16 protein-coding genes are annotated in these 20,924 nt (G+C 69.8%); 5 read left to right on the forward strand and 11 right to left on the reverse strand.

The annotated features are described in order from the left end of the window. Positions 1-110 precede the first annotated feature (110 nt). Positions 111-680, forward strand: coding sequence for a YqhA family protein (locus J2S75_RS04760; RefSeq protein WP_307018684.1), 570 nt, complete (start codon positions 111-113; stop codon positions 678-680). Positions 681-697: 17 nt separating this feature from the next. Here the strand turns inward: J2S75_RS04760 and J2S75_RS04765 are convergent, their stop codons facing one another. Both J2S75_RS04765 and hemH read right to left on the reverse strand, forming a co-directional pair. After that, complete coding sequence (locus tag J2S75_RS04765; RefSeq protein WP_307018685.1) at positions 698-1,309, reverse strand: sugar O-acetyltransferase; 612 nt, start codon at positions 1,307-1,309, stop codon at positions 698-700. Positions 1,310-1,495: 186 nt separating this feature from the next. Next, positions 1,496-2,581, reverse strand: a complete 1,086-nt coding sequence (gene hemH / locus J2S75_RS04770) for a ferrochelatase (RefSeq protein ID WP_307018686.1) — start codon at positions 2,579-2,581, stop codon at positions 1,496-1,498. A 160-nt stretch (positions 2,582-2,741) separates the two neighbouring features. On the opposite strand from hemH, the gene J2S75_RS04775 reads away from it, so the two are divergent. Then, positions 2,742-3,548 (forward strand): pyrroline-5-carboxylate reductase family protein, encoded by an 807-nt coding sequence (locus J2S75_RS04775; RefSeq protein ID WP_307018687.1) that lies wholly within the window; start codon positions 2,742-2,744, stop codon positions 3,546-3,548. 21 nt (positions 3,549-3,569) lie between these two features. On the opposite strand, the gene J2S75_RS04780 is transcribed toward J2S75_RS04775, so the two are convergent. Next, positions 3,570-4,997 (reverse strand): homospermidine synthase, encoded by a 1,428-nt coding sequence (locus J2S75_RS04780; RefSeq protein ID WP_307018688.1) that lies wholly within the window; start codon positions 4,995-4,997, stop codon positions 3,570-3,572. A 184-nt stretch (positions 4,998-5,181) separates the two neighbouring features. Next, positions 5,182-5,934 carry a tRNA pseudouridine(38-40) synthase TruA gene (gene truA, locus J2S75_RS04785; protein WP_307018689.1) on the reverse strand — a complete coding sequence of 251 codons (753 nt, stop codon included), beginning with the start codon at positions 5,932-5,934 and terminating at the stop codon, positions 5,182-5,184. Positions 5,935-6,183: 249 nt separating this feature from the next. Here truA and polA point away from each other — a divergent pair, with 249 nt between their 5' ends. After that, positions 6,184-9,168: a DNA polymerase I gene (polA, locus tag J2S75_RS04790; protein WP_307018690.1), complete on the forward strand. Its 2,985-nt coding sequence runs from the start codon at positions 6,184-6,186 to the stop codon at positions 9,166-9,168. A gap of 135 nt (positions 9,169-9,303) precedes the next feature. Here the strand turns inward: polA and J2S75_RS04795 are convergent, their stop codons facing one another. Next, positions 9,304-10,074: a glutathione S-transferase gene (locus tag J2S75_RS04795; protein ID WP_307018691.1), complete on the reverse strand. Its 771-nt coding sequence runs from the start codon at positions 10,072-10,074 to the stop codon at positions 9,304-9,306. A 331-nt stretch (positions 10,075-10,405) separates the two neighbouring features. On the opposite strand from J2S75_RS04795, the gene J2S75_RS04800 reads away from it, so the two are divergent. Further along, on the forward strand, positions 10,406-11,635 hold the full coding sequence (locus tag J2S75_RS04800; RefSeq protein WP_307018692.1) for a polyhydroxyalkanoate depolymerase: 1,230 nt from the start codon (positions 10,406-10,408) through the stop codon (positions 11,633-11,635). Between the two features lie 12 nt (positions 11,636-11,647). On the opposite strand, the gene mutS is transcribed toward J2S75_RS04800, so the two are convergent. Genes mutS through J2S75_RS04815 form a run of 3 tightly spaced genes read right to left on the reverse strand, consistent with a single transcriptional unit; the run spans position 11,648 to position 16,476 of the window. Next, on the reverse strand, positions 11,648-14,446 hold the full coding sequence (mutS, locus tag J2S75_RS04805; RefSeq protein WP_370874088.1) for a DNA mismatch repair protein MutS: 2,799 nt from the start codon (positions 14,444-14,446) through the stop codon (positions 11,648-11,650). Between the two features lie 59 nt (positions 14,447-14,505). Then, positions 14,506-14,994, reverse strand: coding sequence for an MmcB family DNA repair protein (locus J2S75_RS04810; RefSeq protein WP_307018693.1), 489 nt, complete (start codon positions 14,992-14,994; stop codon positions 14,506-14,508). A 9-nt stretch (positions 14,995-15,003) separates the two neighbouring features. Beyond that, complete coding sequence (locus tag J2S75_RS04815; protein ID WP_307018694.1) at positions 15,004-16,476, reverse strand: MATE family efflux transporter; 1,473 nt, start codon at positions 16,474-16,476, stop codon at positions 15,004-15,006. 267 nt (positions 16,477-16,743) lie between these two features. Between J2S75_RS04815 and argB the strand changes: the two genes are divergently transcribed. Next, complete coding sequence (gene argB / locus J2S75_RS04820; protein ID WP_307018695.1) at positions 16,744-17,658, forward strand: acetylglutamate kinase; 915 nt, start codon at positions 16,744-16,746, stop codon at positions 17,656-17,658. Between the two features lie 64 nt (positions 17,659-17,722). Here the strand turns inward: argB and J2S75_RS04825 are convergent, their stop codons facing one another. The 3 genes from J2S75_RS04825 to J2S75_RS04835 all read right to left on the reverse strand — a co-directional run bounded on the left by J2S75_RS04825 (position 17,723) and on the right by J2S75_RS04835 (position 20,861). Continuing rightward, positions 17,723-18,133, reverse strand: coding sequence for a RidA family protein (locus J2S75_RS04825; protein ID WP_307018696.1), 411 nt, complete (start codon positions 18,131-18,133; stop codon positions 17,723-17,725). A 155-nt stretch (positions 18,134-18,288) separates the two neighbouring features. After that, a complete protein-coding gene (locus J2S75_RS04830) occupies positions 18,289-19,623 on the reverse strand; it encodes a dihydroorotase (RefSeq protein WP_307018697.1) in 1,335 nt (444 codons plus the stop codon). A gap of 143 nt (positions 19,624-19,766) precedes the next feature. Then, on the reverse strand, positions 19,767-20,861 hold the full coding sequence (locus J2S75_RS04835) for a sensor histidine kinase (RefSeq protein WP_307018698.1): 1,095 nt from the start codon (positions 20,859-20,861) through the stop codon (positions 19,767-19,769). Positions 20,862-20,924: the final 63 nt, after the last annotated feature.

Genomic DNA, 20,924 nt, shown 5'->3' on the forward strand with positions numbered 1-20,924 from the left:
CTCCTTGTGTCTGCGCCTGCTCTCATTCGCGCCCCTTTGAACCCGCCCGCTCCTCCGTTAGCATCGGCTGCCCGGCGCGGGCGGCCGGCGGGCAGGGGCGGAAAGGGCGGATGATGGCGGCGGAGATGTCGGGCTGGCCGGGGCGCGTCATCGTCCGCATTGTGCTGCTCAGCCGCTGGGCGATGGTGCCGCTGTTTCTCGGGCTGGCCTTCGCCCTGGTGCTGCTGGTGGTCGCTTTCGCCGCGCGGCTGTGGGCCTTTGCGCTGCAGATCTTCAGCCTTTCCGAGACCGCCGTGATCATGGAGCTGCTCAACCTGATCGATCTCGTGCTGGTCGGCGGGTTGATGGTGATCGTGATCCAGTCCGGCTACGAGAATTTCGTCGAGCAGATCGACCGCCGGCAGGCGCCGGAATCGCCGGCCTGGATGATGCGGATCAGCTTCTTCGAGCTGAAGCTCAAGCTGTTCGCCTCGCTGATGGCAATCTCCGGCATCACCCTGCTGAAGGCGCTGATGCGGCTGGAAACGGATGTGAGCGAGACGCAGGTGCGCTGGCTGATGGCGGCGAGCGTGCTGTTCCTCGCCGCCTATGCGGTGCTCGCCTTCACCGAGCGCTTCGCCGGCAGCGGCCGCGAGGGCGCCGGGCCCGGTCACGGTCGGCTCGACACATCCGAGGAGTGATCACGTCCGACGCCGGATCACCCCGCCGGGCGCGGCGCCAGTATCCGCGCCGGGTTGCCCACCGCCGTCGCCCCGGCAGGAATGTCGCGCGTCACCACCGCGCCGGCGCCGATCACGGCATCGTCGCCGATGGTGATGCCCGGCAGGATGATCGCCTTGCCGCCGATCCAGACATTGCGGCCGATGCTGACCGGGCGGCCATATTCCAGGCCGAGGCGGCGCACCTCCGGGTCGCGCGGGTGTTCGGCGGTGTAGATATGGGTGCCGGGTCCGATCTCGGTGCCGTCGCCGATATGCACCGCCACCACGTCGAGGATCACGCAGTCGAAATTGAGAAACACCCCCGTGCCGAGATGGATGTTGAACCCATAGTCGCAATGGAAGGGCGGGCGGATGCCGGTGCGCTCCCCGACCGTGCCGAGCCCTTCGGCCAAGAGCACCCGCCGCTCGGCGCGCGCGAGGGGGAGCGAGGCGTTGAAGCGCGCCAGCCAGGCGAAGCAGGCGCGCTCGGCGGCCTGAATCGCGGGATCGCTGGCGCGATAGAGTTCGCCCGCCCGCATGCGCTGCATCTCGCTGCGCGGATCGTCGGCGGCGGGAAGGCCGGGTTCGCGGCGTGCGGATGAGGACATGGGCGGCGCTCCGTGGCCGAGGACGGGCGCCCTGCTTGGGCGAGGACGCCGGGCGCGGCAACACACATTGGGTTTCGCGCGGTGACAGAGCGCCCCTCAGGACCGGGCGTCACCCCTGCGTGCCGACGTGGCTGGGTCCCCGGGTCAAGCCCGGGGATGAGGGCGCTCTTGATGGGGACGCGCCCCCTAAATCTCCACCCAGCCCTTCAGCTCGCGCGCGACCACCGCTTCCAGCACCTTGATGCCGCCCGGAGAGTCGTTGAGGCACGGGATGAAGTGGAACTTCTCGCCGCCATTATGGTGGAAGATCTCGGCATTCTCGCCGGCGATTTCCTCCAGCGTTTCCAGGCAGTCGGCGACGAAGCCGGGGGTGAGCACGGCGAGCCGCTTCACGCCGGATTTCGCCAGCGCCTCGATGGTCTTGTCGGTATAGGGCTGCAGCCATTCGGCGCTGCCGAAGCGCGACTGGAAGGTGAGGCGCAGTCTGCCCTCGGGCCAGCCGAGCTTCTCGCGCACCAGCCGCGTGGTCTTGTAGCAATAGCAGTGATAGGGGTCGCCCTTGTCGAAATACTCCTTCGGGATGCCGTGGAAGGAGGCGATGACCAGCTCCGGCTCCCAGTCCAGCGTGGCGAGTTCCGAGGTGATGGAATTTGCCAGCGCCTCGATATAGGCCGGCTCGTCCGGCCAGTGCGGGGCGACGCGTAGCACCGGCTGCCAGCGCATCTTCTTCAGTGCATCGAAGGCAGCGTCGCACACCGTGGCGGAGGTGGCGGCGGCGTATTGCGGATAGAGCGGCACGAGGAGCAGCCGCTCGCAGCCCTCCGCCTGCAGCGCCTCGATGCGCGAGGCGATGGACGGGTTGCCGTAGCGCATCGCCCAGTCGAAGACGAGCCGGTCGCTGCGCACGCCGAGCGCGGCGGCGAGCTTTTCCGACTGCGCCCGGGTGATGGTGCGCAGCGGGCCCTCATTGCGCTCCTTGTTCCAGATCGAGGCGTAGTCCTTGCCCTTGGCCTGCGGGCGGATGGACAGGATGATGACGTTGAGGATGAACCACCACAGCACGCGGTTGACCTCGATCACCCGCCGGTCGGAGAGGAACTCCTTGAGATAGCGGCGCATCGACCAGTAATCGGTGCCGTCGGGCGTGCCGAGATTGACGATGAGCACGCCGATCTTGCCGAATTTCACCGGCGGGTGGCCGGCGGGCAGCCCGCCGCCGGGGGCGGGGGTGAGGGCCACGGAGGCGTCCTTGGCCGCAACAGGCTTGTTCATCGCTACTTCCTCGACGGGTCGCTGCCGGCAGAATGTGCCGTGCTTATAGGGGGAGGGGCGCCGCATTCCAACCGGACGAATGTCGCGGGCGCCGTGGGCGGGCGTCCGCGCGCCGCGCTTTGTTGTACGCTGCCCGGCGGCGGAAGGATCAGGAGGCGGCATGGCGGTTCGCGGGCGGAATGTGGGGCTCATCGGCGCCGGCCAGCTCGGCGGGGCGATCGGCGCGGCGCTGCTGCGGGCGGGGGTGGTGACGCAGGGGCATCTATGGGTCGCCACCCGCTCCGGCCCGGCGGGCGACCTCGCCGCCGTGCCGGGGGTGAACTGGACGACCGATGTGGAGATGCTGGTGGCGCGCTGCGAGGTGATCCTGCTCGCGCTGCCCCCCGCCGCCGGGCGCGCGCTGCGCTTTGCCGGCGCGGGGCGGCTGGTGGTCTCGGTCATGGCCGGGGTGCGGATCGACGAGCTCATCGCGATCAGCGGCGGGGCGCGGGTGGTGCGGGCGATGTCGAGCCCGGCCGCGGCGCTGGGCATGGCCTATTCGCCCTGGTGCGCCGGGGCGGGGGTGACTGAGGCCGACCGCGAAAGGGTCCGGGCGCTGTTTTCCGCCTGCGGAAGCACGGACGAGGTGCCGGATGAGAGCCAGATCGACGTGTTCACGGCCATCACCGGCCCGGTGCCGGGCTTTGTCGCCGCCTTTGCCGACGCGGTGCAGGCCTATGCGCAGGCGCAGGGCGTGGCGCCTGACGTGGCGCGCCGGGCGGTGGGGCAGCTGTTCCACGCCGCCGGGGCGACGCTGGCGGGCAGCGAGCGGCCGGCGGCGGATTTCGTGCAGGAGATGGTGGATTATGCCGGCACCACCGCCGCCGGTCTGGAGGCGCTGCGCGCGGCGGGCCTTTGCGAGGTGGTGGCCGATGGGCTGGAGGCGGCGCGCCGGCGCTGCCTCAGCATCGGCCGGCCGGAGGGGTGAGCCCCCGGCCGTCGCTGCGGTTCACCGCACCAGAATGTTGCGGAACTGCCAGGGGTCGGAGGGGTCGATATCCTCCGGGAACAGGCCGGGGCGGCCGTCCAGCGGGGTCCAGTCGGTGTAGTAGCCCTTCACCGTGCCGAGATAGGGCTTCTGGATTTCGAGGCAGCGGCGATAATCCATCTCGTCGGTCTCGACGATGCCGGCCTCCGGGTTCTCCAGCGCCCACACCATGCCGGCGAGCACGGCGGAGGTCACCTGCATGCCGGTGGCGGTCTGGTAGGGGGCGAGGTTGCGCGCTTCCTCGATGGTGAGCTGCGAGCCGTACCAATAGGCGTTCTTGGCGTGGCCATAGAGCAGCACGCCGAGCTCGTCGCGCCCGTCGACGATCTCGCCTTCGGTCAGGATGGTCCAGTCGCCCGAGAAATGGCCCTCATTGCCGAACATCTCGTGCCAGGACAGCACCGCGTCGTTGCAGGGATGATAGGCGTAATGGCAGGTCGGGCGATAGGCGACCTGCGCGCCGTTGCGCAGGGTGAAATAGTCGGCGATCGAGATCGACTCGTTATGGGTGACGAGGAAGCCGTGCTGGGCGCCGAGGCTCGGGCACCAGGTGCGCACCTTGGTGGCGGCGCCCGGCTGCATCAGATAGATCGCCGCGCCGGAACCGAAATTATGCGTGTGGGCGTTGGCCGGCATCCAGGTTTCGTGCGTGCCCCAGCCGAGCTCGGCCGGCTGCAGCCCTTCGGAGACGAAGCCTTCCACCGACCAGGTGTTGACGAAGGTGCCGAAGGGACGGGGGTCGCGGGCGCGCTGGGTGTCGCGCTCGGCGATGTGGATGCCCTTGACGCCGACGCGGGCCATCAGCTCCGCCCAGCCCTCGCGGGTCGTCGGCTCCTCGAAGTCGAGCCCGGTATCGGTGGCGACATCAATGAGCGCCTGCTTGACGAACCACGACACCATGCCGGGATTGGCGCCGCAGCAGGAAACCGCCGTTGGCCCGCCGGGATTGGCGCGCTTGGCCTTGAGCATGGATTCGCGCAGCGCGTAGTTGGAGCGGCTGGCGGGGGTGGCGTCCTTGTCGAAATAGAAGCCGAGCCACGGCTCGACCACGGTGTCGATATAGAGCGCGCCGCAGTCGCGGGCGAGCGTCATGATGTCGACCGAGCCGGTATCGACGGAGAGGTTGATGAGGAAGCCGCGCCCGCCGGTGGTCAGCAGGGGCTTCAGCACCTCGATATAGTTTTCCTTGGTGATGGCGAGCTGCAGGAAGCGGATGCCGCGCTCGTCGAGCAGGGCGCGGTTGTCGTCCACCGGGTCGATGACGGTCAGCCGTTCCTTGTCGAAATCGAAATGCCGCTCCAGGAGGGGCAGGGTGCCGCGACCGATCGAGCCGAAGCCGATCATCACGATGGGACCGTCGATTTTTCCGTAGATCGGCCAGACTGACATTCTCGGGGACACTCCTTTGGTTCCGAAAGCAAGAGACGGGCCGCACCATGGGACGCCGCAGCCTGCCGCGTCAATGGTGACGCGAGCGTGACAGCGCCGTGGCGACGGCAGGGCGGCCGGCGCCGGCGGGTTTCGGGCGGTTCTGGGAGGGTTCAGGCGTGGTTTCGCCGACGGCGCTGGCGGCTCAATAGGTGACTTCCGCCAGATACAGCCCGGCCGAGGGCGCCATCGGGCCGCAGCGCGTGCGGTCCCTGGCTTCCAGCGCGGCGGTCACGTCGTCCGGCGTCCACGCGCCTTCGCCCAGCTTCACCAGCGTGCCGACCATGGAGCGCACCTGATGGTGCAGGAAGGAACGCGCCTGCGCGTGCACGCGGATTTCCATCCCCGGCCCTTCCAGCGGCACGGTTTCCACCTCCAGCCGGTCGAGCGTCTTCACCGGCGAGGCCGCCTGGCAGCCAATGGCGCGGAAGGTGGTGAAATCGTGCCGCCCGATCAGCCGCGCCGCGCCGGCCGCCATCGCCTGCGCGTCGAGCGGGCGCAGCACCCGCCAGGCCCGGTTGCGCTCCAGCACCAGGTCCGGCCGGCGGGCGATGATGCGGTAGAGATAGCGCCGCCCCGTCGCCGAGAAGCGGGCATGAAAGTCCTCCGCCGCCTCTTCGGCCGCCAGCACGGCGACCGGGTGCGGGCGCAGATGCGCGTTCATGGCGTCGCGCACCGTGTCGGGGCGCCAGTGGCGGGCGAGTTCGACATGCGCGACCTGCCCGGTGGCGTGCACGCCGGCATCCGTCCGCCCGGCGCCCTGGACCGCCGCCGCCTCGCCGGAAAAGCGCCGCACCGCTTCCGCGAGCACGCCCTGCACGCTCAGCCCCGCCGCCTGGACCTGCCAGCCGACGAAAGGGGTGCCGTCATATTCGATGGTGAGCTTGTAGCGGGGCATGGTGTTTTCCTGCGCGCTCTGTAGCGCCCGGCGGCGCCCGCGTCACCTGCCAGGGGAGGTCGCCCCCGTCACGCCCTCATGCCCGGGCTTGACCCGGGCACCCAGACGTGTGCGCCCGCAGACCTCTGGATCCCCGGGTCAAGCCCGGGGATGAGGGACCGGGTGTCGCCCCCTCTCCCCGCCCCGCTCCTCGCCCCCTTGCCCCAAGGCGGCGGCGGGGGCATCGTGCGGCGCGAAACGGAGCCCGCAATGCCCGCCACTGATGCCCATCACGAGACTGTCGACACCGGCGACCATGTCGTCCTGATCGACGGCTCGGCCTATATTTTCCGCGCCTACCACGCCTTGCCCCCGCTCACCCGCTCGTCCGACAAGCTGCCCGTCGGTGCGGTGGCGGGCTTCTGCAACATGCTGTGGAAGCTGGTGCGCGCCGGGCAGAATGGCGGCGGATTCGCGCCGAAGCCGACCCATCTCGCCGTGGTATTCGACAAGTCCGAGCAGACCTTCCGCAAGGACATCTACCCGCTCTACAAGGCGCAGCGCCCGGAGCTGCCGGAGGATCTGCGCCCGCAATTCCCGCTGATCCGCGAGGCGACGCGGGCTTTCGACCTCGCCTGTGTGGAACAGAGCGGCTTCGAGGCCGACGACCTCATCGCCACCTATGCCGAAGAGGCGAAGGCGCGCGGCGCGCAGGTCACCGTCATTTCCTCCGACAAGGACCTGATGCAGCTCGTCGACGGGCTGGTGCGCATGTACGACCCGATGAAGGACAAGGCGATCGGCGTCGAGGAAGTGTTCGAGAAGTTCGGCGTCGCCCCGGACAAGGTGGTGGACGTGCAGTCGCTGGCCGGCGATTCCGTCGACAACGTGCCCGGCGTGCCCGGCATCGGCATCAAGACCGCCGCCCAGTTGCTGGCCGAATATGGCGACCTCGACACGCTGCTGGCCCGCGCGCCCGAGATCAAGCAGACCAAGCGGCGCGAGAACCTGATCGCATTCGCCGACCAGGCCCGGCTCTCGCGCCAGCTGGTGACGCTGAAGCGCGACGTGCCGCTCGACGTGCCGCTCGACGACATCGCCGTGGTGGAACCGTCGGCCACCCGCCTCGTCGCCTTCCTCAAGGCGATGGAATTCGCCACGCTGACCCGCCGCGTGGCCGAGGCCTATGAGGTCGATGTCGCCGCCATCGATCCCGATCCGGGCCTGAGGGCGGGTGCTTCCTCCCTCATGGCCGGGCTTGACCCGGCCACCCAGACAGCGGAGGCCGCCGGCGACGGGCTGGGTCCCCGGGTCACGCCCGGGGATGAGGGCGCGCCAATGGGTGAGCCGGGCTTCACGCCTCTCGCCCTCGCCGCCGCCCGGCAGGCGGAAGCCACCGCCACCCCGGTCGACCGCTCCCGCTACGAGACGGTGACGACGCTCGCCCGGCTGGAAGACTGGATCGCCCGCGCCCGCGAGGTGGGCGTCGTCGCTGTCGATACCGAGACCACCGGGCTCGACCCGATGCAGGCGGAGCTGGTCGGCTTCTCGCTCGCCACCGGGCCGAACGAGGCCTGCTATGTCCCGCTCACCCATAAGGGCGGGGATGAGGGCCTGTTCAGCGAGGGGCTGCTGCCGGACCAGATCCCCGTCCGCGACGCGCTCGCCGCGCTGAAGCCGCTGATGCAGGACCCGGCCGTCCTCAAGGTCGGCCAGAACCTGAAATATGACTGGCTGGTGCTGCGGCGCCTCGGCATCGAGGTGGCGCCTTATGACGACACGATGCTCATTTCCTATGTGCTCGATGCCGGCGCCTCGCCGCATGGCATGGACCCGCTCTCCATGCGCTGGCTCGGCCACACCCCGATCAAGTTCGAGGAGGTGTGCGGCAAGGGCAAGGGGCAGATCACCTTCGACCGCGCCCCGCTCGACAAGGCGAGCGAATATGCCGCCGAGGACGCCGATGTGACGCTGCGGCTGTGGCGGGTGCTGAAACCCCGCCTCGCCAGCGAAGGCAAGGCCACCGTCTATGAGACGCTGGAGCGCCCGCTGGTCGCCGTGCTCGCCCGCATGGAAGCGCGCGGCATCCGAATCGACCGCCAGATGCTCTCGCGCCTGTCCGGCGAGTTCGCGCAAGGCATGGGCCGGCTGGAGGCGGATATTTCCGAGATGGCGGGGGAGAGCTTCAACCCCGGCTCGCCCAAGCAGCTCGGCGACATATTGTTCGGCAAGATGGCCATTCCCGGCGGGCGCAAGACGCCGACGGGGGCGTGGTCCACCGGGGCCGACGTGCTGGAGGAACTGGCCGAGCAGGGGCACGAGCTGCCGCGCCGCATTCTCGACTGGCGCCAGCTGCAGAAGCTGAAATCGACCTATGCCGACGCCCTGCCCTCCTATGTTCATCCCGAGACGGGCCGGGTGCATTCCTCCTTCGCGCTCGCCGCCACCACGACGGGCCGGCTCTCCTCCTCCGAGCCGAATCTGCAGAACATCCCGGTGCGCTCGGAGGAAGGGCGCAAGATCCGCAAGGCTTTCATCGCCGCGCCGGGCCACAAGCTGATCTCGGCCGATTATTCGCAGATCGAACTGCGCCTGCTCGCCGAGATCGCCGACACGCCCTCGCTGCGCCAGGCGTTCCAGGACGGGCTCGACATTCACGCCATGACCGCCTCGGAAATGTTCGGCGTGCCGATCGAGGGCATGCCGGGCGAGGTGCGCCGGCGGGCCAAGGCGATCAATTTCGGCATCATCTACGGCATCTCGGCGTTTGGCCTCGCCAACCAGCTCTCGATCCCGCGCGAGGAGGCGGGGGCCTATATCAAGCGCTATTTCGAGCGCTTTCCCGGCATCCGCGCCTATATGGACGAGACCCGCGCCTTTGCCCGCGAACACGGCTATGTCGAGACGCTGTTCGGCCGGCGCTGCCACTACCCCGACATATCAGCCAAGAACCCCTCGATCCGCGCCTTCAACGAGCGCGCGGCGATCAATGCGCGGCTGCAAGGCTCGGCCGCCGACATCATCCGCCGCGCCATGGTGCGGATGGACGGGGCGCTGGAGGCCGCGCGCCTCTCCGCCCGCATGCTGCTTCAGGTGCATGACGAACTGATCTTCGAGGTGCCGGACGAGGAGGTCGACGCGACCATCCCCGTGGTGCGCGAGGTGATGGAACTCGCCCCCTTCCCGGCAGTGGCGCTGAAAGTGCCGCTGAAGGTCGACGCCCGCGCCGCAGAGAACTGGGACGAGGCGCATTGAGGGGGCGCCGGCGCCCTCATCCCCGGGCTTGACCCGGGGACCCAGTCCAGCCTCCCGCGCCGGTGCGAAGGCTGGGTGGCCGGGTCAAGCCCGGTCCTGAGGGGAGAGGGTGGAGGCGGGATGACCGCAGGTCCCTCAGAACTCCACGTCGAGTTCCTCCATCTCCTCCGGCTCCTCCCGCGCCGCCGCCATCCAGTCCTGCATGGCGGGGAGCGCCAGCATGGTGGCGCAATAGGCCCGGCTCTGCGGGTCGAGCGGCACGTCATAGGTGGTGAAGCGCGAGCAGACGGGGGCGTACATCGCATCCGCCATGGTCGGGGCGGCACCGAACAGATAGGGCCCGCCATAGGTGCCGAGGCACTCGGTCCAGATGGCGACGATGCGCAATATGTCGCCCTGCGCCCCCGCCCACACCTTGAAGCCGGGATGATGCGCCTTGATGTTCATCGGCAGCGCCGAGCGCAGATTGGCGAAGCCGGAATGCATCTCGCCGCTGATCGAGCGGCAATGCGCCCGCGCTGCGCGATCCCTAGGCAGAAGCCCGGCCTCTGGCTTCCATTCGTGCAGATATTCGGCGATGGCCAGCGTGTCCCAGATGCGCAGTCCCTCATGGTCGAGCCGTGGCACCAGGAAGGAGGAGGATTGCAGCAGCAGCTCGGCGCGGATGGCCGGATCGTCGGCGGAAACGCGGGCCTCGGTGAAGGCGAGCCCGGCGAGCCGGCAGAGCAGATAGCCGCGCAGCGACCAGGACGAATAGTTCTTGCTGCTGAGGGTCAGCACCGCCGCCGGGGCGCCCGGCTCCTGCGCGGCCAAGGCTTTCGTTGCCGCCTTCGCCGACGCCTTTGCCGGCGCCTTCTTGCGGCCCGGAGCGGTGGCAGGCTTGGGCGTGGCGGTGGCGGAGGGCATGGCAGGCGTCCTGTTTCGGCGGGGCGTCAAATGTGCAGCCCGGAAGAGGCAATCACACTTCGTGCCATTCCTGACAGGGCTGTGACAGCGCGCCGGGCGCGGGCCGCCCCACGCGGCGGGCGCTCCGGCGCGTTCCACCCAGTTGGCAACCTCCTTTGCTACCTACTTGGCAACCTCCTTGGCAGCGTCATTGCATCCGCTCTAGGATGGCCCTGGCAGGGCTCCCGCTCCTTCAGCGCAGCGGGTCGCCTGCGCCTGTGCCGAGCGGCGGCCGCCCGCCTGTCGCCGATCGAGCCGTTGCCGCCCCTGCCGCCGGAAGATTGCCCCGCCCATGCTCTATGCCGCCTATCAGGCCCAGTCCGACCTGTTCGATCCGCTCCGCCTCGCGGCCAAGCTGTCGCGGCAGATGCTCGGCACGATGGGCGAGGCGATGGGCGGCCTCCACGACACGCCGCTGCTGCGCAACCTCTCGGCCGGCTTCGAGATGATCGAGCGCGCCGGGCTGAGCCATGAGCGTCCGCCTTTCGCCATCGGCACGGTGACGGTGGGCAATCGCGAGGTCGAGGTGCGCGAGGAGGTGGCGCTGGCCTTGCCCTTCGGCTCGCTGCTGCATTTCGCCAAGGATGTCGACCAGAAGCAGCCGCGCCTGCTGGTGGTGGCTCCGCTGTCCGGCCATTTCGCCACGCTGCTGCTCGACACGGTGAAGACGCTGCTGCCGGAAAACGATGTCTACATCACCGACTGGCACAATGCCCGCGACGTGCCGCTCACCGACGGCGGCTTCGGCTTCGACGATTATGTCGCCCATGTCATCCGCTTCCTGGAAGAGATCGGGCCGGGCGGGCATGTGCTCGCCGTGTGCCAGCCCTGCGTGCAGGTGCTCGCCGCCTGCGCCGTCATGGCCCAGGAAAGCAACCCCGCCCAGCCGCTTTCCATGACGCTGATGGCCGGGCCGGTGGATACCCGCATCAACCCGACCAAGGTGAACGAGCTCGCCACCTCCAAGCCGATCGACTGGTTCGCGCAGAATCTCATCGCCACCGTGCCGCCGGGCTTCAAGGGCGCGGGGCGCCGGGTCTATCCCGGCTTCATCCAGGTCGGCGCCTTCATGGCGATGAACATGGAGCGCCATGTGAAGGCGCATGTCGGGCTGTATGAGAACCTCGCCATGGGCGAGCACGACAAGGCGGCCACCACCAAGACCTTCTATGACGAATATTTCGCCGTGCTGGACCTCGCGGCCGAGTTCTATCTGGAAACCATCGCCAAGGTGTTCCAGCAGCACGAATTGCCGCGCGGCGTGCTGACCTATCGCGGCGAGCGGATCGATTTCCGCGCCATCCGCCGCACCGCCCTGCTCACCGTGGAGGGCGAGCGCGACGATATCTGCGCCGTCGGCCAGACCGTGGCGGCGCAGGACATCTGCGCCTCGCTGCGCCCGCATCTGCGCCGCCATCACATGCAGGCCGGCGTCGGCCATTACGGCGTGTTCTCCGGCCGCCGCTGGAAGGGCCAGGTCTATCCGCTGGTGCGCAACCACATCCTCGCCGCCGATGCGTGAGGGGCGCCGCCCTCACCCGCCCTTGGCCGCCGCCTTCAGCCGGTAGAGCGCTTCCAGCGCCTCGCGCGGGCTCATCTCGTCAGGGTCGATCCCGGCCAGCGCCGCCTTCACCGCCGCCGCCACCGGGTCGGCCTTCACCGCCGCCGCGGGGGGCGGGGCGCGGTTGAGCGCGGCGAAGAGGGGGAGATCGTCGAGAATGCGCTGCGTCGGCGCGGCGCGGTCGGCGCTCTCCAGCTCGGTCAGCACGGCGCGGGCGCGCTCCACCACCGCATGCGGCAGGCCGGCGAGCTTGGCGACCTGGATGCCGTAGGAACGGTCGGCCGCGCCCGGCACCACCTCGTGCAGGAAGATCACCTCGCCCTCCCACTCCTTCACCTTCACCGTCGCGTTGACGAGGCGGGGAAGGCGCTGGGACAGGGCGGTGAGTTCGTGGAAATGGGTGGCGAACAGGCCGCGGCAGCGATTGGCCTCGTGCAGATGCTCCAGGCTCGCCCAGGCGATGGACAGGCCGTCAAAGGTGGCGGTGCCGCGCCCGATCTCGTCGAGGATCACCAGCGAGCGCTCGGTCGCCTGGTTGAGGATGGCGGCGGTTTCCACCATCTCGACCATGAAGGTGGAGCGCCCGCGCGCGAGATCGTCCGCCGCGCCGACGCGTGAGAACAGCCGGTCGACCACGCCGATGCGCGCGAGCCGCGCCGGCACGAAGGCGCCGGCCTGGGCGAGGATGGCGATGAGCGCGTTCTGGCGCAGGAAGGTCGACTTACCCGCCATGTTCGGGCCGGTGACCAGCCAGATGCGCCCGGCGCGGGCGCCCTCGGGCGGGGAAAGCTCGCACTCATTGGCGACGAACGGCCCGCCATCCCGGCGCAGCGCCTGCTCCACGACAGGGTGGCGCCCGCCCTCGATGCGGAAATCGAGCCCGTTATCCACCTCCGGGCGCACATGGTTCTCGTCCACCGCGAGCTTGGCGAGGCCGGCGGTCACGTCGATCACCGCCAGCGCCTCGGCGCAGGCGCGGATCGCCTCGGTCTCGGCGGTCACGGCGGCGACCAGCTCGTCGAACAGCAGCTGTTCCAGCGCCAGCGCGCGGTCGCCGGCGCTGGCGATCTTGGCTTCCAGCTCGGCGAGCTCGGTGGAGGTGAAGCGCATCGCCCCCGCCATGGTCTGGCGGTGCATGAAAATGGCGTCGAAGGGCGGCTCGCGCAGCCGGTCGGCGTTCTGCTGGCTCACCTCGACGAAATAGCCGAGCACCGCATTGTGCCGGATCTTGAGCGCGCGGACCCCGGTTTCCTCGACATAGCGCCGCTCCAGCGCCGCCACCACGCGCCGGCTCTCGTCGCGCAGGGCGCGGGTGGCGTCGAGTTCGTCCTGGTAGCCGGCGCGGATGAAGCCGCCGTCGCGGCGGTTCAGCGGCAGTTCATCGTCGAGCGCGGCGGTGAGCGTCGCCGCCAAAGCGGGATCGACCCCGCCGAGCGCCCGGGCGGCGGCCTGCAGTTCCGCCGGGGCCGGGGCGTCGGCGATCAGCCCGGCGATGGCGGCGCCCTCTTTCAGCCCGCGCCCGATGGCGGCGAGGTCGCGCGGCCCGGCGCGGCCGAGCGCGACGCGGGACAGCGCGCGGGCGAGGTCCGGGACACCGGCGAGCCGGTCGCGCAATTGCGCGCGCAGGCTCGTTTCCTCGACCAGGCATTCCACCGCGTCGAGCCGCTCAGCGATGCGCTTCGGGTCGGTCAGCGGCTCGGCGAGGCGGCGGGCGAGCAGGCGCGCCCCGGCGGAGGTGACGGTGCGGTCCACCGCCGCGCACAGGCTCCCCATACGCTCGCCGGTGGTGGTGCGCAGGATTTCGAGGTTCGCCCGCGTCGCCGGGTCGATGATCATCGCCTCGGTGGAGGCCTCGCGCTGCGGCCGGCCGAGCGGCGGGCGGGCGCCGAGCTGGGTGCGCTCGATATAGGCGACGATGGCGGCGGCGGCGGCGAGTTCGGCGCGCGAGAAGCTGCCGAAGGAATCCAGCGTCGCCACCTGGAAGAAGCCGGCGATACGCCGTCCGGCGGTGGCGCCGTCGAAGCTTTCCTTCGGCAGCGGCGTCACGGCGGGCAGGGTGCGCCAGAGCGGGCGCAGCTCGGCATCCTCATAGACCGCGTCGGCGACCAGCAATTCGGCCGGCTCGATGCGGGCGAGGTCGGCGGAAAGCCTTGTGCTGTCGGTTTCCGCGACGCGGAAGGAGCCGGTGGAAATGTCGGCGAAGGCCAGCGCATAGACATAGCCGTCGCCCTCCTCGCCGCTGCCCCTCACCCGGGCAAGGCTCGCCAGCACATTCTCCCGTCGCGCGTCGAGCAGCGCGTCCTCGGTGAGCGTGCCGGGGGTGACGAGGCGGATCACGTCGCGCTTGACCACGCTTTTCGGGCCGCGCTTCTTCGCCTCGGCGGGCGGTTCCATCTGCTCGCACACGGCGACGCGGTGGCCGGCGGCGATGAGCTTGTGGAGATATTCCTCCGCCCGGTCCACCGGCACCCCGCACATCGGGATGTCCTCGCCCTGGTGCTTGCCGCGCTTGGTGAGCACGATGCCGAGCGTGCGGGCGGCGATTTCGGCGTCGTCGAGAAACAGCTCGTAGAAATCGCCCATGCGGTAGAACAGCAGGCTGCCGGGATTGGCGGCCTTGATCTCGATATATTGCGCCATCATCGGGGTGACGCGCTCGCTGTCCGCGAGCGCTTTGGGCGTGACGCGCTCCGCGTCCGCGAGCGCTTTGGGCGTGACGCGCTCGGTGTCGGCGGCCGCTTGGGGGGCGGGGCTGTGCTCGGGCTGATCCATGGCGGGGACGCTGGCAGAGGCGAGGGGCGCGTTTCAAGCGCCGGCTGCGGTTATCCCCTCTAAAGCACCACGCCGCGCAGCGCTTCCGGGTCCATCAGCCCCATCAGCCGTCCGGCGGCAGCGCGGGCGAAGCGCAGGGTGAGCGCCTTGCGCGTCGCCCCGGCCAGCGCATGCAGCGGCGCCTCGCGCACCAGCCCGGCGCCGAAGGCATCGGCGACGAGAATGCCGGTGTCCTCGGGCAGGATCTCCACCGGGAAATCCGGCCCGACGGCGAAGAACAGCCGGTCGCAATGGGCGCGGTAGTCGGCCCATTTGCGGTCGGTGCGGAAATCGGTGACCGAGGATTTGATCTCCACCACCCACACCTCGCCGCGCAGGTCCAGCGCGGCGATGTCCGCCCGCCGGCCGGAGGCGAGGCTGAATTCCGGCACGCCCACCAGCCCGCGCGCGGCGAGATAGCGCAGCGCCCCGCGCTGGATGGCGCGGGCGGTTTCGGACTGGCGCCCGTCCGGGGGCAGGACGAGGTCGGAAAAGGCGGTGTCGCTCATCCCCGTACTCTATCCGTTCTCCTCGGCGCGAGGAAAGACCCCGGCGGCGGTCTCGATGGCCGGGGCGTCCTCGCCGCGCGAGAAGGGCGGCAGTTCCGGCCCGGCCAGGGCCGTCGTCGGTGCCGGCGGCGGGGTGCCGGCATGCAGCCGGCGCACCACGGCAAAGGCGCAGATCAGCGCCGCCACGCCGAAAAAGACCGAGCCCAGCGCCTGCCCGGCGATGACGCCCTCGACGCCGTACCAGCGGCTGCCGAGCCAGACGAAGGGAATGGTGCCGAGCGTCGCCCGTCCCCAGTTGAACAGGGTGGACAGCAGCGGCGCGCCGAGATTGTTGAAGGCGGCATTGGCGACGAACAGCGCGCCGAAGAACACATAGGCCCCGGCGGCATAGAGGCAGAAGAACTCCACCAGCGCCACGCCTTCGGCCGAGAGCCCGAACAGGCCGGCGAGCGGCTGGCGGGCCAGCGCCAGGATCAGCCAGACGCCGAGCACATAGGCGACGATCAGCTTGAGGCTGTCGCGCACCGTCTGCCGTACCCGGTCATAGCGCCCGGCGCCGACATTCTGGCCGATCACCGGGCCGATGGCGCCGGTGAGCGCGAAGAGCGGGCCGAAGGCGACCGGGATCAGCCGGCCGATCACCGCCCAGGCCGCCACCGCCGCATCGCCATGCGGGGCGAGGGCGAAGGTGATGTAGGCATTGCCCACCGGCGTCGCGACATTGGTGAGGATGGCCGGCACGGCGATGGCCGAGAGCGGGCCGACATCGGCGAGAAAATCCGGCAGGCGCGGGCGCGCGGCGAGCTTGTGCACCCTTATCACCGCGTTGAGCCCATAGGCCACCATCACCATTCGGGCGAGCACGGTGGCGATCGCCGCGCCTTCGACGCCGAGGCCGAGGGCGAGGATGAGCAGCGGGTCGAGCACGGCGGTGGTGAGCCCGCCCGACAGCGTGACCCACATGGAGCGCCGCGCATCGCCAATGCCGCGCAGCGTGCCCGACGCCGCCATGCCGAGGCCGAGCAGCGGGGTGGAGGGCAGCACGATGAGCAGAAAGTCGCGCGCCAGCTCCAGCGTGCGGCCGGTGGCACCGAGCAGCGCCAGCAGCGGCCCGAGAAAGGGCAGCAGGGCCAGCGTCATCGCCCCGGTGGCGAGCGCCATATAGATGAGCGAGGAGGTGGAGAGCCGCCGCCCGTCCTCGATCCGCCCGCTGCCGATCGCCCGCGACACCAGCGCCGAGCCGGCGATCATCACGCCGATGCCGACCGAGGTGGTGAAGAACATCACCGTGCCGGCATAGCCGATGGCCGCCGCCAGCTCCTCCTCGCCGAGCAGCGAGATGTAGAACAGGTTGAGCAGATCGACCACGAACACCGCCATCAGCCCGACCGAGCCGGCGGCGGTCATGGTGGCGACATGGCGCATCGTCGAGCCTTCGACGAAGCGGGCCTTCAGCGGCTTGCGGGGGGCGGTCGTGTCCATGGCGGGGCATATGGCATGCGCGCCGCCCGCCGCACAGGCCCGCGCGCGCAACCCGTTGCTTGCATGCACGCCCACCCTTCTCTTGCGGTCCGGCCGCCACCGCCCCGCCACAAGGCGATGCCACGACTGGCACGCCACGACGGCGCTGCGCGTCACATTGCGGCGATTGAGAAGCGTCATTGAAATCGGCTAGAAGGGCGTTCCTTGCCGCCGAGCCCGCCGGGCCTGCGCCCGCCTCACCCCACGCCCCGTGCGAACGGACCCGTCATGACCGCCGAAACTCCCGCGCCCGCCGCCGAACCCATCGACGACCACACCAAGGCCCGCGTGCTGGTGCAGGCGCTGCCGCACATGCAGCGCTATGACGACGCCATCATCGTGGTGAAATATGGCGGCCACGCCATGGGCGACGAGCAGGTGGCGCGGGATTTCGCGCAGGACATCGTCCTGCTCGAACAGTCCGGCGTGAACCCTGTGGTGGTGCATGGCGGCGGGCCGCAGATCGGCGCCATGCTGGCCAAGCTCGGCATCAAGTCGGAATTCGCCGCCGGGCTGCGCATCACCGACAAGGCCACTGTCGAGATCGTCGAGATGGTGCTGGCCGGCTCGATCAACAAATCCCTCGTCGGCTTCATCAACGAGGCCGGCGGCAAGGCGCTGGGCCTGTCCGGCAAGGACGGCAACATGGTCGTCGCCTCCAAGGTGACGCGTTCGGTGCGCGACCCCGATTCGAATCTCGAACAGGTGATCGATCTCGGCTTCGTCGGCGAGCCGGAGACGGTGGACACCACCGTGCTCGACCAGATTCTCGGCCGCGAGCTGATCCCGGTGCTGGCGCCCGTCGCCACCGGCCGGGATGGCGGCACGTTCAACGTCAATGCCGACACGTTTGCCGGCGCCATTGCCGGCGCGCTCGGCGCCAAGCGGCTGCTGCTGCTGACCGACGTGCCCGGCGTGCTCGACGCCGACAAGCAGCTGATCAAGGAACTGACCATCGCCCAGGCGCGGGCGCTGATCGCCGACGGCACCATTTCCGGCGGCATGATCCCCAAGGTCGAGACCTGCATCTACGCGCTGGAGCAGGGCGTCGAAGGGGTGGTGATCCTCGACGGCAAGGTGCCGCATGCGGTGCTGCTGGAACTGCTGACCGACCACGGCGCCGGCACGCTCATCACCCGCTGAGCGCCGGCGGGGCGCCCCCCGCGCGGGGGCGCCTTCGCGGGTGGCGTTTCAAGGCGCAGACGCTTCAAGGCGTGGGGATCACCGCCACCGCGTCGACCTCGACCAGATATTCCGGCTGGGCGAGGGCGTCGACGCCGATCCAGGTGGAGGCGGGCGGATTCTCCCTGCCGAAGGTCTCCGCCAGCACCCGGCCGACGAGCTCCGCTTCCGGGCCGGACTGGAAGCCGGGCATGTAGAGGCGCAGCATCTGGATGTCGTCGGCGCTGCCGCCGGCGGCTTCCACCGCCAGGATGACCTGGCGCAGCACCTGCCGCAGCTGCGCCTCGCGCCCCACCGCGCTGACCTTTCCTTGCGCATCCCACGCCACCTGCCCGGCGACATGCACCAGCGTGCCGGGCGGGGAGAGGCTGACCTGCGAGAAGCCCCAGGGGCGGCTGTCGAACAGTTGCGGCGGCTGCAGGGTGCGGCGGGGCATGGGGCGCCTGTGTGGGTCGGGAGAGACGGGGAGGGTGCCGGTGTTTGCGCGCCGCCGGCACCGTCATCCCGGCCGAAGCGCAGCGGAGAGCCGGGATCGCGGTCCGGCCTGCGATCCCGGATCGGCCTTCGGCCGTCCGGGATGACGGATGAGCCTTACCCCTTCGCCAGCGTTTCCAGGAAGCGGATGGCCTCGCCTTGCGCCGGGGTGACGAGCTCGCCCTCCCACATCACCCGCTTGCCGCGAAGGAGCGTGCCGACCGGCCAGCCCGTCACCTCCACCCCGTCATAGGGCGTCCAGCCGGCCTTGGAGGCGATCCATTCATTGCGGATGGTTTCGCGGCGCTTGAGGTCGACAATGGTGAAATCGGCGTCATAGCCCACCGCGATGCGGCCCTTGGTGGCGATGTTGAAGATGCGCGCCGGGCCGGCGCTGGAAAGGTCGACGAAGCGCTCCAGCGTCAGGCGGCCGGCATTCACATGGTCGAGCATGGTCGGCACGAAGGTCTGCACCCCGGTCATGCCCGAGGGGCTCGACGGGTAGGGCTTGGCCTTCTCTTCCCGCGTGTGCGGGGCATGATCGGAGCCGAGCACGTCGACCACGCCCTCCGACAGGCCGCGCCACAGCGCCGCCTTGTGGCGCGCCTCGCGCACCGGCGGGTTCATCTGCACCATGGTGCCATGCGTGGCGTACCAGGAGGCGTCCATGGTGAGGTGATGCGGCGTCACCTCGACGGTGGCGACATCCTTCTGGCCACGCAGATACTCGATCTCCTCCTGCGACGTGATGTGCAGCACATGCACGCGCTTGCCCTCGGAGCGGGCGAGATTGACCAGCCGCATGGTGGCGGTCAGCGCGGCGATCTCGTCGCGCCAGACCGGATGCGAGGCGGCGTCGCCCGGCACGCGCAGGCCCTTGCGTTCTTCGAGGCGCGGCTCGTCCTCGCAATGGAAGGCGGCGCGGCGGCGGATCACCTTGAGGATGGCGCGCACGCCGGGATCGTCCGCCACCAGCAGCGAGCCGGTGGAGGAGCCGATGAACACTTTCACGCCCGGCACGCCCGGCAGCATTTCCAGCTCGGGCAGGTCCTTCACATTGTCATGCGTGCCGCCGACGAAGAAGGCGAAGTCGCAATGCATGCGGTGATGGGCGCGGGCGAGCTTGTCTTCCAGCGCCTCGGCCGAGGTGGTCAGCGGGTTGGTGTTGGGCATTTCGAACACGCCGGTGACCCCGCCCATGACGGCGGCGCGCGAGCCGGATTCGAGGTCTTCCTTGTGGTCGAGGCCGGGCTCGCGGAAATGCACCTGGGTGTCGATGACGCCGGGCAGCAGATGCAGGCCGGTGCAGTCGACCGTCTCGCCCGCCTGCGCGGGGTCGAACGAGCCGATGCCGGCGATGCGCCCGGCGCGGATGCCGATATCGCGGGCGGCGATGCCGTCCTGATTCACCACCGTGCCGCCCTTGAGGAGAAGATCGAAGGTCTCAGTCATGCTGTCCCCGCCGGTGATGAGAGCTTGCCGCAGCCGTGCCGCGCCGGTCCGCTCTTACGCCAAAGCGCGGCGGAGGTGAACGCCGAAAGGGGGACTCTGGCCGGGCGCCGCGCGATGCGCGGCGGGTCCGGGATAGGGGGCGCTCAGGTGACGGTGAACTGCACCCGCACCGCCGTGCCGCGGCTGGGTTCCACCCGGCTGGCGAGTTCCACCTTGCCGCCGAGCTGCGAGGCCAGGCTCTGGATGATGCGCCAGCCGAGCCCGTCGCTGCGCGACAGGTCGGCACCGGGCGGCAGGCCGCGCCCGTTATCGGCGATGGTCATCTCATAGTCTTTGCCGCCGCTCGCCAGCAGCTTGATGCTGATCGTGCCGGATTCGGCCCCGACAAAGGCGTGCTTGAGCGAATTGGTGACGATCTCGGCCACCAGCATGGAGAGCGTGGTGAGCTGGGCCACGTTGAGCGGCAGATTCGGCGCGTCCACCGTGCAGCCGATGCCGGGCGTGCCGGAGGCGGTGACGAGATCGCAGCAGAGCTGGCTCAGATACTGGTCGGTGGGCAGGTCCAGCCGCTCCGGCGCGTAGAGCTGGCGGTGGATGCGGGCGATGGTGTCGAGCCGCGAGCGCGCCTCGTCCAGCGCGGTGATCGCCTGGCGCGCATCCTGCCCCACCTTGCGCTTCTGCAGCGACAGCAGCGCGGCGACGAACTGCATATTGTTGGCGACCCGGTGCTGCAGCTCCTGAAACATGGTGCGCTGCGTCTCATAGAGCCGGGCGGTGGTTTCCTTCTCGCGCCGCAGCCGGTCGGCGGCGCTGAAGGTGAAGTGAATCAGCGCGATGTCGATGGCGGCGATGACGACGAAGAAGCCGAGCGCCAGCAGGCTCTGGCCGTCGATCCGCATGCCGTTGGCCGGGCCGATGAAGAACAGCCAGGCGGCGAAGGTGGACAGCACCGCGCAGGTGATGCCCGGCCGCAGCCCGCAGAAGAAGGTGGTGAGAATCACCGCCGGGAAGAAGGTGAGGAAGGGAAAGCCCGGCGGCAGCACGCTGTCCACCGCGAAGCGCAGCGCCAAAGCGAGGCCGAACATCGCCACCCCCACCGCATCCGCCAGCCAGGGGTGGCGGCGCAGGGGCTGGGCGGTGCGCACCAGTGACCAGAAGAACGAACGGTCCACGCCCTCGGGCGCGACCGGGTCGCCCGGGGTCTCGGACACCCGCTGACGGGCCGTGCCGTCGCTCATGGGCGGGAAGTCGCCGGCAATGCGGGAAAGGCCGCGCGCCGTGGCGCCTTGGAAGTCGCATGC

The organism is Ancylobacter polymorphus (assembly GCF_030813495.1).
In the GTDB taxonomy this organism is placed as follows: domain Bacteria; phylum Pseudomonadota; class Alphaproteobacteria; order Rhizobiales; family Xanthobacteraceae; genus Ancylobacter; species Ancylobacter polymorphus.